Origin of the sequence: Micromonospora sp. L32 (assembly GCF_052068055.1) — a bacterium.
Lineage (GTDB): Bacteria > Actinomycetota > Actinomycetes > Mycobacteriales > Micromonosporaceae > Micromonospora > Micromonospora purpureochromogenes.
In genome coordinates this window covers 172,231-188,935 of sequence record NZ_JBQHDD010000010.1, presented here as the reverse complement: position 1 = coordinate 188,935, position 16,705 = coordinate 172,231, and the positions used below count along the sequence as shown (strand labels likewise).

Genomic DNA, 16,705 nt, shown 5'->3' with positions numbered 1-16,705 from the left:
AGCTTTTCATCACCGGCCCCGGTCCGCTCCGGCGACCGGCACAACCGTCGTGCGGGCCACTCAAAGGATGGTCAGCACCACGGTGACCCCGACGACCGTGTCGAGGACGGCGCACCATTCGGCGTACCCGCGCGGCACCACCCGCCCGGCCCGGTGGTGCGCGACGTCCCAGGCGGCGTGCCCGAGCCAGCCGGCGGCCACCAGCCAGCGCGCCGGGCCGTCATCCGCGACCGCCGCGAGCCCGGCCAGCGCGGTCCAGCCGGCCAGGCCGGCCAGCTGCACCGGCAGCAGGCCCGGGGTGCGCCACTGCCGGCGGGCGGTGCCGATCAGCAGGTAACCGGCCGGCAGCACGAGCAGCAGCACCGGCGGCGGCACCGTGGGGGAGACCCAGTTGTCGACCGTCATCAGCAGCGCCAGCCAGGTCGGCCAGCGGCGCGCCAGCGCGTCGGCCACCGGGTGCCGGGGCCCCGGCGCCGGGTGCTCGTGCCGGTGCCGCACCGCCACCAGCGCCATCGCGGGGACCATGAGCAGGTGCCCGCCGAGCATCAGCGCGTCCGCGCCGACCAGCCCGGCGGCGAAGGGCGCGAGGAGCAGCAGGAACGGCAGGTACATGGCGGCGACCATCTCGGCGGTGGCGCGCGCCGGGTGGCCCCGGTGCCACATCCACGCGGCCATTCCGATCGACATGTCGGTGGCCATCACCAGGGCGGCGACCTCGGGCCGGGCCAGCGTGCCGGCGAGGCCCAGCGCCGCGCCGGCCGTCCGCCAGAGCGGACCGAGCAGCAGCATCCCGACCACCATGGCGACGGTCATCTCGACCAGGTGCCGCAGCAGGCGGCGGCCGGGGCGGTCCGTGGGGGTTGGCGGGGACGAGGGTACGGCGAGTGTCTCGGACATGCCTCGACCCTGCCGCCGATTGGCGCTCGGGCGACAGGCGCGACCGGCACGGAAAACCCGTGCGGGGCGCACGGCCCGACCGTGACGTTCCGCAGGGGTGGCCGGGGCCGGCGACGCCCCAGGGCGTGTCTCCCGGATCGCCGCCTGGGCCTCGTCTCGGCTCGACGAGATCCGGGAGACACGCCCTAGGATCGGCGGACATGACGGTCGGCGCGGCGGTGACGGACCGGCGGCTGCGCCGGGCCCGCGTCGTGACCCTCGGGTCGCTGGCCACCAGCCTCTGGACCAGCCTGCTGCTGCCCGGGATCGGCCTGGCCCGCGAGCCCGACCCGGTCCGGCTGGCGTGCGGCGCGGTGGGCGTGGTCGCGTTCGCCCTCGCGCAGGGCGCGGTGCTGCACGCGGCGGTCACCCCCTGGCTGCACCAGCGGCGGCGCCGCCGGTCCGAGGTCGCGTTCGCCGTCGTCGCGGCGCTCAGCGTGCCGCTGGTCGGCCCGGTGGCGGCCGGCGCCTGGCCGACCTGGGCCTGGCTCGGCGCCTCGCTGATCGGCATGACGCCGCTGCTGCTGCGGCCGGCCGCCGCGCTGGCCGCCGCCGCGGCCACCGTGGCGGTCGCGATCGGCGTGGCCGCCTGGACCGGCGGCGCGCTCGGCACCGCGCTGCTCGTCACCGGCCTGGTCGGCGGCGGGACCGCCGCCGTCAACCGGGTGCAGGTCTGGTTCTGGGACCTGCTCGTCGAAGCCCGGCAGGGGCAGGCGGCCCGGGCCCGGCTCGCCGCCGCCGAGGAGCGGCTGCGCTTCGCCCGGGACGTGCACGACCTGCTCGGGCACGACCTGACGGTCATCGCGCTCAAGGCCGAACTGGCCGCCCGACTCGCCCCGGTCGACGCCGGCTGGGCCGGCCGGGAGGCCGCCGAGGTGCAGCGGCTCGCCGGCACGGCGCTGCACCGGGTCCGCGCGGCGGTGCACGGCTACCGAACGGTCGACCTCGCCGAACAGCTCGCCGCGGTGGCCGAGGTGCTGCGCTCCTGCGGGGTGCGGTGCGACGTCGTGCCGCCGCCGGCCGACCTGCCGGCGGGCGCCGCCGCCGAGCTGGCCGCGGTGCTGCGCGAGGCGGGCACCAACGTGCTGCGGCACAGCCGGGCCGGTTGGTGCCGGATCGAGATCACCCGGGAGGGCGACGTGGCCACGATGACGGTGCGCAACGACGGAATCGGCGCGGACGCCGGGCCGGACCGGCACAGCCACGGGCTGCGCGGCCTGACCGAGCGGCTGGCGGCGGTCGGCGGCGGGCTGCGTACCGACCGGGCGGGCGGCGTCTTCACCCTCCGGGCGACCGTGCCGGTGACCGCGTGATCCGGGTCCTGCTCGCCGACGACGAGGAGCTGATCCGGCAGGCCCTCGCCGCCCTGCTCGGCCTGGAGGACGACCTCGAGGTGGTGGCGCAGGCCGCCGACGGGCGGAGCGCGCTCGACGCGGCGCGGGCGCACCGGCCGGACGTCGCCGTGGTCGACCTGGAGATGCCGGCGCCGGGCGGGATCGAGCTGGCGGCGGAACTGGGCCGCGCCCTGCCCTCGTGCGCGGTGGTGATCCTCACCGGCCACGGCCGCCCCGGCCACCTGCGGCAGGCGCTCACCGCCGGGGCCCGCGGCTTCCTGCCCAAGGGCGCCCCGGGCGGCGCGCTCGCCGACGTGATCCGCCGGGTCCACGCCGGCTCCCGGTACGTCGACCCGGCGCTGGCCGCCGACGCGCTCACCCTGCCGCCCTGCCCGCTGACCCCACGGGAGCTGGAGACGCTGCGGCTGGCCGAGTACGGCGCCCCGGTCGCGGTGATCGCCCGGCGTACCGGGCTGGCCGCCGGGACGGTCCGCAACCACCTGTCCGCGAGCGTGCAGAAGCTCGGCGCGGCGGACCGGGCCGAGGCGGTGCGGATCGCCCGCGAAGCCGGCTGGCTCTAGGCCGCGACCGCCGCCCGCGCCTCGTCGAACAGCGCCGGCCCGGCGTACGCCACCGGCGGCGCCGCCTCCGCCGGTCCCAGCCCGGCCAGCTGCTCGGCGCTGAGCGCGTAGACCACCCGGCCCAGCCCGGAGCGTTCGATGGCGGTGGCGCACATCCCGCACGGCTGGCAGCTGGTGTACATCGTGGCGCGGCCCGCCTCGTCGGCGGCCAGCCGCCGGGCCGCCCAGCGGGCCAGCTTCAGCTCCGGGTGCGCGGTGATGTCGTCGTCGGTCCGCTCGGTGTTGACCTCCTCGGCCAGCACCCGCCCGTCGGCGGCGACCACTAGCGACCCGAACGGGCCGTCCCCGGCCGCCCGGGCCGTGCCGGCCAGCGCGATGGCCCGGCGCAGGTGTCGTTCGTCGGTCTCCGTCAGCACGCCCACCCCACCCCGTTTCCCCGGCCGCGGGTGATCACACACCCACTAGCCTGGCGGGCGTGCGTACGGTCGAACTGCTCTGCTCCCCACCGCTGGAGGGTACGGTGCGTGCCGCCTGGGACCGGCTCGCCGCCGCCGGACTGCCCAGCCTGGCCCGCAACACCCACCACACCAACCGGCCGCACCTGACCATCGCCTCGGTGGACGCGTTCCCGCCCGGCGCCGCCGAACGCCTCGCCGACCTCTTCGACGCCGCGCTGCCCCTGCCGGTCCGGCTCGACCGCGTCGAGGTGCTCGACGGCAGCGCCCCGCTGGTCTGGCTGGTCCGCCCCACCCGCGAGCTGACCGCCCTGCACGCCGCCGTCTGGGACGTGCTCGTCGGCGCCGACGGGCAGCACCCGTGGCACGCCCCGGGGCGGTGGATCCCCCACCTGAGTCTCGCGCTGCGCTTCCGCGACAACGACCGGCGGCTGGCCCGGGCCCTGGCCTGCGTCGACCGGCCGGCGGGGGAGTTCGTGGCCGCTCGCAGCTACGACGGCGACAGCCGGACGGTCAGCCCGCTGGGAAGGGTCTCTCCGGCGAACTGACGCCGGTCGGTGGTTGCCCCCGGCGCTCCCGCCGGCCTGGACCCGTCGGCGGCGCCCGCTGCCACCCGTTCGACAACCCCACCGACCCGGCCGGCTTCGCCGTGGCCGGACGGCCCGCACGGTGCGCTGAGCCGACATCGGGCGACCGCCCGCCGACCGGCGGGCGGCCCCTCGGCCGGTGCGCGTACCCCTTCGGCGACGGCGCGGACGGCGGGCCGGGCCCGCAGTCGCCGATGACCGAGCGTGGTGATCGACGTCACCCGCCGTGCGGTCCGCGAGGGTCCGGCCCGATCGACCCGACGGGGGAGGATCACCACAGGGACGGGCTGAAGGGCCCGCGACGGTGCAGGAAGGATCAGCATGAACGACCGCGGAACCGTGGACATGTGGTTCGACCCGGTCTGCCCCTGGGCGTGGGTGACCTCCCGCTGGCTGCTGGAGGTGGAGCGGGTCCGCCCGGTCGACGTCCGGTTCAACGTGATGAGCCTCGCGGTGCTCAACGAGGGCAACGACGACGTGCCCGAGCCGTACCGGGACCGACCCGACGAGTACTTCGAACTGCGCCGTCGCTCCTGGGGGCCGGTGCGGATCTGCGTCGCCGCCGCCCAGGCCCACGGACAGGGCGTGCTCCGCGACCTCTACACCGCCTTCGGCACCCGGATCCACCCGGGCGGCCAGCCGCTCGGCGACGCGCTCAACCGGGCGGCGCTGGCCGACGCCGGCCTCGACCCGGCCCTCGCCGCCGCGGCGGAGAGCACCACGCACGACGACGCGGTCCGGGCCAGCCACGACGCGGGGATGAAGCCGGTCGGCACGGACGTCGGCACCCCGGTCATCCACGCCCCGGGCCCGGTGGCCGGGGAGACCGTGGCGTTCTTCGGCCCGGTGGTCACGCCGGCGCCGCGCGGCGAGGCGGCCGGTCGCCTCTGGGACGGGGTGCTCCTCGTCGCCGGCACGGCCGGCTTCTACGAGCTCAAGCGCAGCCGCGATCTCGGCCCGTCCTTCGACTGACCGACCGGGTGGGGCGCCGGGCCATCGCCGCCCGGCGCCCCGACCCCCATCGATCTTCAAGCCGGCCTCAAGTACGCCCCCGCACGCTGTCCCTCGTCATCGCGGCTGAACACGGACGCGGTAGTAGTCGACCGGCAGTGAGGGACGTACTGCGATGTTGAGTTCGAGGGCCTGCACGTGCCCGGACGGTGTCCGGTGACGCGGCGCGTCGTCATCACCGGGATAGGCGTACGCGCCCCCGGTGGCAACGGCACCAAGGAATTCTGGGACCTGTTGACCGCGGGCCGGACGGCGACCCGGCGGATCTCCTTCTTCGACCCGTCGCCGTACCGGTCCCAGGTCGCCGGGGAGGCCGACTTCGACCCGGCCCGGGAGGGGCTGACGCCCCGTGAGGTCCGGCGGATGGACCGGGCGTCGCAGTTCGCGGTGGTCTGCGCCCGGGAGGCGGTCGCCGACAGCGGCCTGGACTTCGGCGCGCTGGACCCGCACCGGGTCGGCGTGAGCCTGGGCAGCGCGGTCGCCGCGGCCACCAGCCTGGAGCGGGAGTACCTGGTGCTCTCCGACAGCGGACGGCGGTGGGAGGTCGACGCCGACTACGTCTCGCCGCACATGTTCGACTACCTGATTCCCAGTGTCATGCCGGCGGAGGTGGCCTGGACGGTGGCGGCCGAGGGGCCGGTGGCGATGATTTCCAACGGCTGCACCTCCGGCCTGGACTCGGTGGGCCACGCCGTCCAGCTGATCCGTGAGGGCAGCGCGGACGTGATGCTGGCCGGCGCCTCGGACGCGCCGGTCACGCCGATCGTCGCGGCCTGCTTCGACGCCATCAAGGCCACCACCTCCCGCAACGACGACCCGGAGCACGCGTCCCGGCCCTTCGACGGCTCTCGCAACGGGTTCGTCCTCGCTGAGGGGTCGGCGATGTTCGTGCTCGAGGAGTACGCGAGCGCCCGCCGCCGCGGCGCGCACGTCTACGCCGAGGTCTCCGGGTACGCCACCCGGTGCAACGCGTACCACATGACGGGGCTCAAGGCCGACGGCCGGGAGATGGCCGAGGCGATCCGGGTGGCGCTGGACGAGTCGCGGCTGGACCCCACCGCGATCGACTACGTCAACGCGCACGGCTCGGGCACCCGGCAGAACGACCGGCACGAGACGGCCGCCTACAAGCGCAGCCTCGGCCAGCACGCGTACGAGGTGCCGGTCAGCTCGATCAAGTCGATGGTCGGGCACTCGCTCGGCGCCATCGGTTCCGTCGAGATCGCCGCCTCGCTCCTGGCGATCGAGCACGGTGTCGTACCGCCCACGGCCAACCTGCACGAGGCCGACCCGGAGTGCGACCTCGACTACGTGCCGCTGGTCGCCCGGGAACAGGACGTCGACACCGTGCTGACGGTCGGCAGCGGTTTCGGCGGTTTCCAGAGTGCGATGGTGCTGCGACGGCCGGAGGTGCGGGCATGACGGGCACGGTGGTGGTCACCGGCATGAGCGTGGCGACCCCGGTCGGGCTGGGGCTCGAACGGTTCTGGGCCAACGTCCTCGCTGGCCGGAACGGGATCAGCCGGATCACCCGCTTCGACGTCGCCGCGTATCCGGCCGCGCTGGCCGGGCAGGTCCTCGACTTCCGGCCGGAGGAGCACCTGCCGAGCCGGCTGCTGCCGCAGACCGACGTCTCCACCCGGCTCGCCCTGGCCACCGCCGACTGGGCGATCGCGGACGCGAAGGTCGACCCGGCCACGCTGACCGACTACGACATGGGCGTGGTCACCTCGAACGCCTCCGGCGGCTTCGAGTTCACCCACCGCGAGTTCCACAAGCTCTGGTCGCAGGGACCGCAGGCGGTCAGCGTCTACGAGTCGTTCGCCTGGTTCTACGCGGTGAACACCGGTCAGATCTCCATCCGCAACAGGATGCGCGGCCCGAGCAGCGCCCTGGTGGCCGAGCAGGCCGGTGGCCTCGACGCGGTGGGGCACGCGCGGCGGACCGTACGCCGCGGCACCTCGCTCGTGGTCACCGGCGGGGTGGATTCGGCGCTCGACCCGTGGGGCTGGACGTCTCAGGTGTCCAGCGGCCGGGTCAGCGCCGCCACCGAACCGGACCGGGCCTACCTGCCCTTCGACGGGCGGGCCGCCGGTTACGTTCCCGGCGAGGGCGGCGCGATCATGGTGCTGGAGGACCTCGCGGCGGCGCGCGAACGCGGCGTGCCGCAGCGGTACGGGGAGATCGCCGGCTACGCCTCCACCTTCGACCCGCCCCCCGGGTCGCCGCGCCCGCCCGCCCTGCGCCGAGCCGCCGAGCTCGCCCTCGCCGACGCGGGGATCGCCCCGGACGCCGTCGACGTGGTGTTCGCCGACGCCGCGGGCGTGCCCGAGCTGGACCGGGTGGAGGCCGAGGCGATCAGCGGTCTGTTCGGCCCGCGCGGCGTGCCGGTGACCGCGCCCAAGGCGATGTTCGGCCGGCTCTACGCCGGGGGTGGCCCCACCGACCTGGTCGCCGCCCTGCTCGCCATCCGTGACGGGGTGATCCCGCCGACCACCGGCACCACCCAGGTGCCCGAGCGGTACGCCCTCGACCTGGTCCTGGACCAGCCCCGACCGGCCCCGGTCTCCACCGCCCTCGTGCTCGCCCGGGGCCGGTGGGGGTTCAACTCCGCCGTCGTCGTCCGCGCCGCCGGATGACCGGCCCGCTTTCGCACACCCCGACCACAAAGGAGCCATCCATGAGCACGATGACCATCGACGACGTGCGCCGCATCCTCGTCGCCTGCGCCGGCGAGACGGACGCGGCGGCCTTCGACGGCGACATCGACGGCGTCGAATTCGAGGAGCTGGGGTACGACTCGCTGGCGCTGATGGAGACCGCCGCGCGGATCGAGCAGGAGTACGGGGTGCGCATCCCCGACGAGCGGATCGCCGACCTGCGTACCCCCCGCGAGCTGGTCGACCTCGTCAACGGCGCCGCGGCCGGGACGTCATGACCCCGGCCGTCGGAGAGCCGATGAGCCCGTCCCGGCCGCACCGGACCGTCCACACCCACGTCGTGGCCGCGCCCCCGGAGGTGGTTTACGAGCTGGTCGCCGACGTACGCCGGTGGCCCGTGATCTTCGAGCCGACCGTGCACGTACGGCACCTGGAGCGCACCCCGGGTGTCGAACGGTTCGAGCTCTGGGCGCAGGTCAACGGCCGGGTGAACACCTGGGCGTCCCGGCGCGACCTCGATCCGGCCGGCCTGCGGGTCACCTTCCGGCAGGAGCGCAGCCAGGCGCCGTTGACCTCGATGGGCGGCGACTGGACGTTCCGGCCGGTAGGCGGCGGGCGGACCGAGGTCGTGCTGACCCACCGGTTCACCGTCGACGGCGGCGAGGAGCAGCTGGCATGGATGAACCAGGCACTGGACACCAACAGCGCCCGGGAACTGGCCGCGCTGGCCCGCGTCGCCGAACTCGGGCACCCGGTGGACGACCTGGTCTTCTCCTTCACCGACCGGGTCGTGCTGCCCGGTGTCAGCGCCGCCGACGTGTACGCCTTCGTGCGGCGCAGCGACCTGTGGCCGCAGCGGCTGCCGCACGTCGGCCGGGTGTCGCTGAGCGAACCGCAGCCGGACGTGCAGGACATGGAGATGGACACGGTGACCGCCGAGGGCCGGTCACACACCACCCGCTCGATCCGGCTCTGCCTGCCCGGTCAGATCGTCTACAAGCAGGTCGTCCCGCCGGGAATGCTCCTCGGGCACGCCGGGTCGTGGGAGTTCGCCGACGGTCCGGGCGGCGCGGAGGTCCACGCCCGACACAGCGTGGCGGTCGACCCGGCGGCGATCGACGCCGTCCTCGGCGCCGGCAGCACCCCGGCGGACGCCCGCCGCCACCTGCGGGACGTGCTCGGCCGCAACAGCCGGGCCACGCTCGAGCACGCCGGCCGGTACGCGCGGGAGCAGCCGGCCCCGCACACCGGGGCGGGTGTGTCCCGGTGAGCGTTCCCTCGGTGGTCCCCGCTGCGGCGACCGGTGACGTGGACGGCGCGCTGACCGAGGTGGCCGACGGCGTCTTCGCGTACACCCAGCTGCCCGGCGGCTGGTGCGTCAGCAACGCCGGCGTCGTCGTCGGGTCCGACGGTGTCCTGGTGATCGACACCCTGGCCACCGAGCGACGCGCCCGGCGCCTGCGGGCGGCCGTCGACGGGATCGGTGGGGGACCCGGACGCCTGGTGGTCAACACCCACCACCACGGCGACCACAACTTCGGCAACCACGTCTTCGGCCCGGGCGCCACCGTCGTCGCGCACGAACTGGCCCGTACCGAGATGGCCGACACCGGGCTCGCCCTGACCGGCCTCTGGCCCGACGTCGACTGGGGCGACGTGCGGGTCACCCTGCCCGCGGTGACGTTCGCCGACCGGCTCACCGTGCACGTCGGTGACCGGCGCGCCGAGCTGGTCCACGTCGGGCCGGCGCACACCACCAACGACGTGGTGGTGTGGCTGCCCGACGAGCGCGTCCTGTTCGCCGGGGACGTGGTCCTTTCCGGGGCCGCCCCGTTCAACCTCATGGGCTCGGTCTCCGGGGCGCTCACCGCACTCGAACGGCTCCGAAAGCTGGAGCCACGCACCGTGGTCTGCGGACACGGGCCCGTGACGGGGCCGCAGGCCATCGAGGACAACATCGCCTACCTGCGCTGGGTCCGGGACCTGGCCGCGACGGCGCACGCGGAGGGCCTCACCCCGTTGGCGGCCGCGCGGTCGGCGGACCTCGCGCCGTTCGACCACCTGCTCGACGGCGAGCGCATCGTGGGCAACCTGCACCGCGCGTACGCCGAGATCGCCGGTGGCCCGCCGGGCCGGCCGCTGGACGTCGTCGCGATCTTCGGCGAGATGGTCGCCTACAACGACGGCCGGTTGCCGACCTGCCGGGCCTGACCCGGCGCCCACGCCACCCCGCACCCCTCACGTTAGGAACGGTCGCTGTGTCCATGACAACCGCGCCGCGCGCCCGCCGGGTGTTCGCGGCAGCCGTAGCCGTCGCCGGTCTGCTCACCCTCGCCGCCCAACTGCCGGACGGCGGATCGTCCCCCGCCCCCGCGGCGGCGCCCGCCCGCGCCGACCACCACCACGCCGTCGGGGAGCCGGCCCGGACGACGGTCGCGCCGCCGCCACTGGACCCCCGGACCGTGCCGGTCGCGTTCGTCGCCGGCCCGCAGCGGTCCGGCGCGAAGGGGGACACTCCGCTGGACGTCTGCCTGGTCCTCGGCCGGGAGAAGGAGCGGACGGTGAAGCTGCCGCCCGCCGCGGCCGAGCGGCTCTACCGCGCCACCCGCTCGTACCCCGGTCCGTGCGCCGACTACGGCCCGCCGAAGCGGCTCGGCGACGGGACGGTGCGGATCTACTCCCAGCTCGCCGGTGACCGGCCGGTGAGCCTCGGCTTCGTCCTCGACCGTCGGGCGCTCGGCGGCCTGCCGACCGAGCCGACCGACGGCGCGCACTGCTACGACGTCGACGGCGACGGTACGACCGACCCGGCCACCGAGTGCGTCCACGAGCACGAGTACCTGCTCGACCTGCCGCAGCGCTTCCGGGACGTGGTCGGCGGCCCGTTCCAGTGGGCCATGCTGAACTGGGACCCGCGCGGGCACGCCCCGGCCGAGATCTACGGCACCCCCCACTTCGACCTGCATTTCTACCTTCAGGACCGGGCGGAGACGGCGGCCATCGGCACCGGGCCGTGCGGTGGCGGGAACCTCGTCGACTGCGCGGACTACGCCGAGGCGCGGCTGCCCGTGCCGGCCCGCTACCTGCCCGCCGACTACCTCGACATCGACGCCGTGGTGCCGGGCATGGGCAACCACCTCGGTGACCCGACGGCCCCCGAGTTCAACGGCCAGCCGTTCACCCACACCTTCATGTACGGCGCCTACGGCGGTGACATCACCTTCTACGAGCCGATGATCACAAGGGCCTGGCTGGCGGACCTCGCCGCCGGGCGGGTGGAGCCGTCCTGCCGGCCGCTCAAGCTCCCCGCGGCCTGGAAGGAGGCCGGTTGGTACCCGACCAGCTACTGCATGTCGTACCGGGCCAACCGGCAGGAGATCACCGTCTCGCTGACCGACTTCGTGTCGCGGCCCGCCTCCTGACCCCTCCATTCTGCGGACGACCGGGAGATTCCGATGCGCTCAACTGATTCCACCATCAGCGACAACGGAGTCCGCCCGGTCGATCCGGCGGCCTACCGGGAGGCGATGGCCCGCTTCCCGACCGGGGTGACGATCGTGACCACGCACGACGAGGACGGCACCCCGTACGGCTTCACGGCGAGCTCGTTCTGCTCGGTGTCCCTCGACCCGCCCCTGGTGCTGGTCTGCCTGGACCGGTCGGCCAACTCGTTCCCCGTCTTCCAGCGCAGCCGCCACTTCGCGGTGAGCTTCCTGCGTGCCCACCACGTGGACCTGGCCAAGCGGTTCGCCAGCAAGAGCCCGGACAAGTTCGGCGCCGGCGGCTTCGTCCGCACCGACGGCGGGGCGACCGTGCTGCGCGAGGCGCTCGCCGCCGTCGAGTGCGTCATCGACAGCCGCCACGTGGCCGGGGACCACGTGATCCTGGTCGGCGGTGTCCAGCGGGTCCTCCTCCCCGGCGAGGGGTCGCCGGTCGTCTACTTCGACCGCGGCTTCCGCGCGCTCTGCGGCGGCGACTGCCCGCACCCGGCGGAGCCCGGCGCCGGCCGTCCGGCCGACGGGGCGAGCCGGCCCTGACCTCATCCGCACCGAACTTTCTTCCGGAAGGCGCCTGCCATGACGTTCACCTCGGCGATCAAACCCGTCACCGTCGACGACGAGACGTTGCGGGCCCACCTGCGCGACGGGGAGGCGCCCGCGCTGCTGATGACCGTGGCCCACCTGACCGGCGACCTGTCCGTGCTCCGCGACGACCTGCGCCCCAACGGCTGGCTCTTCCTGCCGCAGGGCGGGTTCTCCGCCGAGCAGCAGGCGCATGCCCGGGAGCTGGCGTTCGCGGCGTTGCGCCGCCTGCGCGACGGCGCCCCCGTGCCGCCGCTCGACCCGGCGGCCCTGCGGCACATCACCAGCTGGGCGATGGGCCGGGACACCAGCGACCTGCTACCCCTGCTCGCCCAGGAGGTCGTCCTGCCCGGGGAGGACCCGAAGGCGCCGCAGTGGCACGGCGACGAGCTGGCACCCGGGCACGACGTCGAGGTCGCCATCGTCGGCGCCGGCATGAGCGGCCTGCTCGCCGCGTACCGGCTCAGCCAGGTCGGTGTGCCGGTCACCATCTACGAGAAGAACAGCGACGTCGGCGGTACCTGGTTCGAGAACCACTACCCCGGTTGCCGGGTCGACGTGCCGAGCCATCTCTACAGCTACTCCTTCGCGCCCCGCCTCGACTGGACGGACCACTTCGCCACCCACGAGGCGGTGCTGGACTACTTCCGGGACTTCGCGAAGCAGACCGGGGTGCACGAGCGCATCCGGTTCGACACCGAGGTGCGCGGCGCCGAGTGGGACGAGGCGACCGGCCGCTGGCGGCTCCACCTCGACACCCCCGACGGTCCGCGTACCACCGAATGCGCCGTGCTGGTCACCGCGGTGGGGCAACTGAACCGGCCGAACGTGCCCGACCTTCCGGGGCGGACCGACTTCACCGGCCCGGCCTTCCACTCCGCGCGCTGGGACCACTCGGTGGACCTCACCGGTCAGCGGGTCGCGGTGATCGGCACCGGCGCCAGCGCCTTCCAGTTCATCCCCGAGGTGGCCGCGCAGGCCCGGGAACTGGTCGTCTTCCAGCGCAACGCGCCATGGTTGCGGCCCACGCCGCACTACCACCACGCGGTGCCCGAAGGCGCCCGCTGGCTCTACGAGCACCTGCCGTACTACGCCGCCTGGCAACGGTTCTGGCTGCTGGCGCCGGGGTTGCACGGGGTGCTGGAGGGGTGGGTCGTCGACCCGGACTACCCGCCCACCGAGCGGGCGATCTCCGCGGTCAACGAGGAGTTGCGGGCCACCCTGGCGACGTACCTGGAGGGCCAGCTCGCCGACCGACCGGACCTGCGCGACCGGGTCATCCCCCGCTACCCCGTCGGCGCGAAGCGGGTGCTGCGGGACAACGGCGCCTGGCTGTCGACGCTCAAGCAGGACCACGTGCGCCTGGTCACCGACCCGATCGAGCGGCTGACGCCGCGGGGCGTCCGCACGGCGGACGGCACGGAGCACTCCGTCGACGTCCTCATCTACGGCACCGGCTTCCAGGCGTCGCAGTTCCTCGCCCCGATGCGGGTCACCGGCCGGGACGGTCGGGACCTGCACGAGACGTGGAACGGCGACGCCCGGGCCTACCTCGGTCTGACCGTGCCCGGGTTTCCCAACCTGTTCAGCCTCTACGGGCCGAACACCAACCTGTCGGGGCAGGGCGGCAGCATCATCTACTTCTCCGAGTGCGGCGTGACCTACCTGGTCGACGCGGTCCGTCAGCTGCTCGCCGGCGGACACCGCGCCGTGGAGGTCCGGCCGGAGGTCTTCGAGCGGCACAACGCCTGGGTCGACGAAGCCAACGCGCTGCGGGCCTGGGGCTGGTCGAAGGTGAGCAGCTGGTTCGTCAACCGGGCCGGCCGCTCCGCCCAGAACTGGCCCTTCCCGGCCCAGGAGTACTGGCGTCGCACCCGCCGGTTCGACCCGTCGGAGTACCTGATCCGCTGACCGCCCCGGCGCGGCGGCGGCCGGTCGGCCGCCGCCGCGGGGTCAGCGGTGACCGACCGGCGGGCGGGACGGGTAACGCTCGCCGGCGGCGGCGCCGGGCGGGGCCGACGCGTCGATCGCGGCGAGGTCGGCGGGGGAGAGCCGGACGCCCAGGGCGGCGACGTTCTCCTCCAGGTACCGGCGGCGCTTGGTGCCCGGGATCGGCACGACGTCCGGCCCCTGCGCCAGCACCCAGGCCAGCGCGAGCTGACCCGGGGTCACCTCCCGCTCGGCGGCCAGCTGTCGCACCCGGCCCACCAGGGCGAGGTTGTGGTCGAGGTTGTCGCCCTGGAAGCGCGGGGTCCCGCGCCGGTAGTCGTCCTGCTCGAGCTGGTCGAGGCTCGCGATCGACCCGGTCAGCATGCCCCGGCCCAGCGGGCTGTACGCGACCAGACCGATGTTCAACTTTCGCAGCGTCGGCAGCAGGTCCGCCTCCGGCTCCCGGCTGAACAGCGAGTACTCGTACTGGCCCGCGGTGACGGGGTGCACGGCGTGGGCGCGGCGCACCACGTCGGCCGGCGCCTCCGAGATTCCGAGGTGCCGCACCTTGCCCGCCGCCACCAGCTCGGCCAGCGCCCCCCAGGTCTCCTCGACCGGCACCGTCGGGTCCACCCGGTGCTGGTAGTACAGGTCGATGTGGTCGACCCCCAGCCGGCGCAGCGACGCGTCGCAGGCCCGCCGCACGTACTCGGGGCGGCTGTTCAGCCCGAAGTAGCCGTCGTCCGGGCGGCGCTCCACCCCGAACTTGGTGGCCACCACCACCTCGTCCCGCCGCCCGGCGATGGCCTTCCCGAGCAGCTCCTCGTTGGTGAACGGTCCGTACATGTCGGAGGTGTCCAGCATGGTCACGCCGAGGTCCAGGGCCCGGCGGATGGTGGCGACCGACTCGGCGTCGTCGCGGCCGCCGTAGAACTCGCTCATGCCCATGCAGCCGAGGCCGAGCGCGGAGGTGACGAGGCGCTCGCCGAGCGTCCTGCTCTGCATCAGGGTCTTCCCTTCGGTTCCGGTGACCGTCACGGTCGTGACGGCTGGCTGGAGATCACGTAGCGGCGCAGCCGCAGTTCGGCGCCCTGGCCGAACAGCCGGCTGCCGGGCAGGCTGCGCCCGTCGACGAACGCCTGCGGACGCGGCGCGCCGGCGACCGGGTCGAAGTAGTGGGCGTCCGCGGTGGTGAGTCGGACCAGTCCGCTGGCGCTGCGACCCGGGAGCGCGCCGTCGAGGATGGTGAACATGCCCATCCCTCCGGCGAGCTGCCGGGGGGCGACGGTTGTCGGTTCGCCGCCGTGGTCGAGCATCAGGTGCTCGCGGGACGGCAGGGGATGGCCGATGCGGTCCACGGAGAAGACCTCCGCCCCGTCGAGGAACCAGCGCACCGTGCCGGCCGCCCGGTCGTAGGAGATCACCGCGTGGTGCTCGTCGTCGACGGTCCGGTCGGCCACCGGCACGGTGTGCAGGAAGGCGGCGTAGTCGCCGAGCTGACCGCGCGCGTGCGGCAGGCGCTCGTAGAACACGTACACCCGCTTGTTGGTGAGGAAGAAGTCGAAGACCATCGCGGTCTCGTGGTCGAGGACCGGCATCGCGACGGAGGCCAGCCGCAGGTCGTCCTCGGGGTCCGTGACCTGGTCACCAAAGGGGTGGCCGGACGTGCCGTAGGTGCGCCCCGAGAGCCACGTCTCGAACGACAGCACCCGCCCCGGTGCGGCGTCGAAGCCCGGCACGCCCGTACCGGCCAGGTGCTGCTGGTAGGCCAGCCACTTGACATGGTCCAGCGCGCCGGGCACCACCGGCCCGTGCTGCGCCTCCTGCCCGAGGGTGCGGACGAAGGCCGGCTCCGCGGTGGTCGGGTGCACGCCGGAGGAAACCGCCCGCAGGCCGTCGGCGGAGGTGGTGACCTCCGCGTCGTCGCCGACGTGCGGGCCGAAACCGTAGAGGCTCCACCGGGCGTCCGGCCCGGTGCAGTGGAACCCGTCCCGGAAGTCGTCCCAGACGATCCGGTACGGCTCCTCGCCGACAATCTGGACGCCGGCGTTGGACACGGTGGTCACGGATGTGCTCCTAACCCCGGTCGGCGCGCGACCGGTGGGACCGAGGGAGGGGTGGAAGCCCGGACGACCGACCGGGCGTCGCGGTCAGGCGGCCAGGCCCGCACGGAGGGCGGCCACCTGGTCGGCGAGGATCCGCCGGGAGACGGCGGCCTCGGCGACCGCGATCGAGGCGTGGAAGGTGCCGGGGTAGTAACGAAGCTCCGTGCGGACCCCCGCCTGGATGAGCCGGTGCGCGTAGTCGATCGCCTCGTCGCGCAGCGGGTCGAACTCGCAGGCCACCACGAAGGCCGGGGGAAGTTCGGACAGGTCGGTGGCTCGGGCGGGCGCGGCCAGCGCCGGCACGTCGGCCGCGCCGGCCCGCCCGCGCAGGTAGTGACCCCAGCTCACCAGGGCATTGGCCCGGTCCCACATCGGGGTGTCGGTGAAGGCCCGCGCCGACACGGTGTCGAGCCGGTCGTCCAGGGCGGGGAAGAGCAGGCACTGGTGCCGCAGGGCCGGGCCGCCACGGTCGCGTACGGCCAGGCAGAGCGCGGCGGCGAGGCCGCCGCCGGCGCTCTCCCCGCCGACGCCGATCCGGTCGGCGTCGACACCCAGCTCGGTGGCCTCCTTGGCCACCCACTCCAGTACCGCGTGACAGTCGTCCAGCGCGGCCGGGAACGGGTGTTCCGGGGCCAGCCGGTAGTCGACCGAGACGACGAGCGCCCCCACCTGGTCGGCGATCCGGACACAGGTGTGGTGCACGCCGTCCACGCCACCGATGACGAAGCCGCCCCAGTGCAGGTAGAGCAGCGCCGGGACCGGCCCGGCGACGGCGGGGCGGTAGAGCCGTACGGGCACGTCGGGGGCGCCCGGGGGACCGGGCGCCAGGGTGTCCGTGACCCGCACCGGCGCCGCCGGCAGGTACGGCTGCTGGTGGGCCGCGATGGCGCGGGCGGCCGCCCGCGCCGTCCCGAGGTCGGCGTAGTCGACTCTCGGCAACCGGCTGGCCGGCTCGGCCAGCTCGGGATCGAAGGCGTACACGTCCTACCGCCTCTCGGGTCGGTTCCGGAAGTGCCGTCCACCGG

The 16,705-nt window shown here is 74.6% G+C and carries 17 protein-coding genes; 12 read left to right on the top strand and 5 right to left on the bottom strand.

From position 1 onward, the window contains the following. Positions 1-60: 60 nt before the first annotated feature. Positions 61-897, bottom strand: a complete 837-nt coding sequence (locus ACTMTB_RS25355) for a hypothetical protein (RefSeq protein ID WP_441148718.1) — start codon at positions 895-897, stop codon at positions 61-63. A 200-nt stretch (positions 898-1,097) separates the two neighbouring features. On the opposite strand from ACTMTB_RS25355, the gene ACTMTB_RS25350 reads away from it, so the two are divergent. Together ACTMTB_RS25350 and ACTMTB_RS25345 are read left to right on the top strand one after the other, a co-directional pair. Beyond that, on the top strand, positions 1,098-2,249 hold the full coding sequence (locus ACTMTB_RS25350) for a sensor histidine kinase (protein WP_441148717.1): 1,152 nt from the start codon (positions 1,098-1,100) through the stop codon (positions 2,247-2,249). Further along, complete coding sequence (locus ACTMTB_RS25345) at positions 2,246-2,851, top strand: response regulator transcription factor (RefSeq protein ID WP_441148716.1); 606 nt, start codon at positions 2,246-2,248, stop codon at positions 2,849-2,851. Before ACTMTB_RS25350 ends, ACTMTB_RS25345 begins: the two co-directional genes overlap by 4 nt. Here ACTMTB_RS25345 and ACTMTB_RS25340 read toward each other — a convergent pair. Then, positions 2,848-3,267, bottom strand: coding sequence for a nucleoside deaminase (locus ACTMTB_RS25340; RefSeq protein ID WP_441148715.1), 420 nt, complete (start codon positions 3,265-3,267; stop codon positions 2,848-2,850). The two genes, ACTMTB_RS25345 and ACTMTB_RS25340, sit on opposite strands and share 4 nt — an antisense overlap. Before the next feature lie 59 nt (positions 3,268-3,326). Here ACTMTB_RS25340 and ACTMTB_RS25335 point away from each other — a divergent pair, with 59 nt between their 5' ends. The 10 genes from ACTMTB_RS25335 to ACTMTB_RS25290 all read left to right on the top strand — a co-directional run bounded on the left by ACTMTB_RS25335 (position 3,327) and on the right by ACTMTB_RS25290 (position 13,557). Further along, positions 3,327-3,854 (top strand): 2'-5' RNA ligase family protein, encoded by a 528-nt coding sequence (locus ACTMTB_RS25335; protein ID WP_441148714.1) that lies wholly within the window; start codon positions 3,327-3,329, stop codon positions 3,852-3,854. A 360-nt stretch (positions 3,855-4,214) separates the two neighbouring features. Continuing rightward, entirely contained in the window at positions 4,215-4,865 is a 651-nt protein-coding gene (locus ACTMTB_RS25330) for a mycothiol-dependent nitroreductase Rv2466c family protein (protein WP_210778016.1), read from the top strand. 195 nt (positions 4,866-5,060) lie between these two features. Continuing rightward, positions 5,061-6,326, top strand: a complete 1,266-nt coding sequence (locus ACTMTB_RS25325) for a beta-ketoacyl-[acyl-carrier-protein] synthase family protein (protein ID WP_357916390.1) — start codon at positions 5,061-5,063, stop codon at positions 6,324-6,326. Continuing rightward, on the top strand, positions 6,323-7,543 hold the full coding sequence (locus ACTMTB_RS25320; protein ID WP_441148713.1) for a ketosynthase chain-length factor: 1,221 nt from the start codon (positions 6,323-6,325) through the stop codon (positions 7,541-7,543). The genes ACTMTB_RS25325 and ACTMTB_RS25320 overlap by 4 nt, the downstream gene beginning before the upstream one ends. A 41-nt stretch (positions 7,544-7,584) precedes the next feature. Further along, positions 7,585-7,842, top strand: a complete 258-nt coding sequence (locus tag ACTMTB_RS25315) for an acyl carrier protein (RefSeq protein WP_441148712.1) — start codon at positions 7,585-7,587, stop codon at positions 7,840-7,842. 20 nt (positions 7,843-7,862) lie between these two features. Next, complete coding sequence (locus ACTMTB_RS25310) at positions 7,863-8,834, top strand: aromatase/cyclase (protein ID WP_441148711.1); 972 nt, start codon at positions 7,863-7,865, stop codon at positions 8,832-8,834. Next, positions 8,831-9,775, top strand: a complete 945-nt coding sequence (locus ACTMTB_RS25305) for an MBL fold metallo-hydrolase (RefSeq protein WP_441148710.1) — start codon at positions 8,831-8,833, stop codon at positions 9,773-9,775. Before ACTMTB_RS25310 ends, ACTMTB_RS25305 begins: the two co-directional genes overlap by 4 nt. 53 nt (positions 9,776-9,828) lie before the next feature. Continuing rightward, positions 9,829-10,986: a hypothetical protein gene (locus ACTMTB_RS25300; protein ID WP_441148709.1), complete on the top strand. Its 1,158-nt coding sequence runs from the start codon at positions 9,829-9,831 to the stop codon at positions 10,984-10,986. Positions 10,987-11,019: 33 nt separating this feature from the next. After that, the gene (locus tag ACTMTB_RS25295) at positions 11,020-11,601 is read left to right on the top strand and encodes a flavin reductase family protein (RefSeq protein ID WP_350799874.1); all 582 of its coding nucleotides are present in this window, start codon (positions 11,020-11,022) and stop codon (positions 11,599-11,601) included. Positions 11,602-11,640: 39 nt separating this feature from the next. Next, positions 11,641-13,557: a flavin-containing monooxygenase gene (locus ACTMTB_RS25290; protein WP_441148708.1), complete on the top strand. Its 1,917-nt coding sequence runs from the start codon at positions 11,641-11,643 to the stop codon at positions 13,555-13,557. A gap of 42 nt (positions 13,558-13,599) precedes the next feature. Here ACTMTB_RS25290 and ACTMTB_RS25285 read toward each other — a convergent pair whose 3' ends face one another. From ACTMTB_RS25285 to ACTMTB_RS25275, 3 genes are all read right to left on the bottom strand, one after another. Beyond that, on the bottom strand, positions 13,600-14,580 hold the full coding sequence (locus tag ACTMTB_RS25285) for an aldo/keto reductase (protein ID WP_441148707.1): 981 nt from the start codon (positions 14,578-14,580) through the stop codon (positions 13,600-13,602). Between the two features lie 29 nt (positions 14,581-14,609). Next, positions 14,610-15,641: a DUF6081 family protein gene (locus ACTMTB_RS25280; protein WP_441148706.1), complete on the bottom strand. Its 1,032-nt coding sequence runs from the start codon at positions 15,639-15,641 to the stop codon at positions 14,610-14,612. Between the two features lie 84 nt (positions 15,642-15,725). Then, positions 15,726-16,661 (bottom strand): alpha/beta hydrolase, encoded by a 936-nt coding sequence (locus ACTMTB_RS25275; RefSeq protein WP_441148705.1) that lies wholly within the window; start codon positions 16,659-16,661, stop codon positions 15,726-15,728. Positions 16,662-16,705: the final 44 nt, after the last annotated feature.

What these genes read in the sequence shown, in the direction of transcription:
- ACTMTB_RS25330 (WP_210778016.1), top strand. Translation starts at nt 4,215, where the DNA reads ATGAACGACCGCGGAACCGTGGACATGTGGTTCGACCCGGTCTGCCCC.
- ACTMTB_RS25290 (WP_441148708.1), top strand. Translation starts at nt 11,641, where the DNA reads ATGACGTTCACCTCGGCGATCAAACCCGTCACCGTCGACGACGAGACG.
- ACTMTB_RS25350 (WP_441148717.1), top strand. Translation starts at nt 1,098, where the DNA reads ATGACGGTCGGCGCGGCGGTGACGGACCGGCGGCTGCGCCGGGCCCGC.
- ACTMTB_RS25300 (WP_441148709.1), top strand. Translation starts at nt 9,829, where the DNA reads ATGACAACCGCGCCGCGCGCCCGCCGGGTGTTCGCGGCAGCCGTAGCC.
- ACTMTB_RS25295 (WP_350799874.1), top strand. Translation starts at nt 11,020, where the DNA reads ATGCGCTCAACTGATTCCACCATCAGCGACAACGGAGTCCGCCCGGTC.
- ACTMTB_RS25310 (WP_441148711.1), top strand. Translation starts at nt 7,863, where the DNA reads ATGAGCCCGTCCCGGCCGCACCGGACCGTCCACACCCACGTCGTGGCC.
- ACTMTB_RS25315 (WP_441148712.1), top strand. Translation starts at nt 7,585, where the DNA reads ATGAGCACGATGACCATCGACGACGTGCGCCGCATCCTCGTCGCCTGC.
- ACTMTB_RS25355 (WP_441148718.1), bottom strand. Translation starts at nt 897, where the DNA reads ATGTCCGAGACACTCGCCGTACCCTCGTCCCCGCCAACCCCCACGGAC.
- ACTMTB_RS25320 (WP_441148713.1), top strand. Translation starts at nt 6,323, where the DNA reads ATGACGGGCACGGTGGTGGTCACCGGCATGAGCGTGGCGACCCCGGTC.
- ACTMTB_RS25285 (WP_441148707.1), bottom strand. Translation starts at nt 14,580, where the DNA reads ATGCAGAGCAGGACGCTCGGCGAGCGCCTCGTCACCTCCGCGCTCGGC.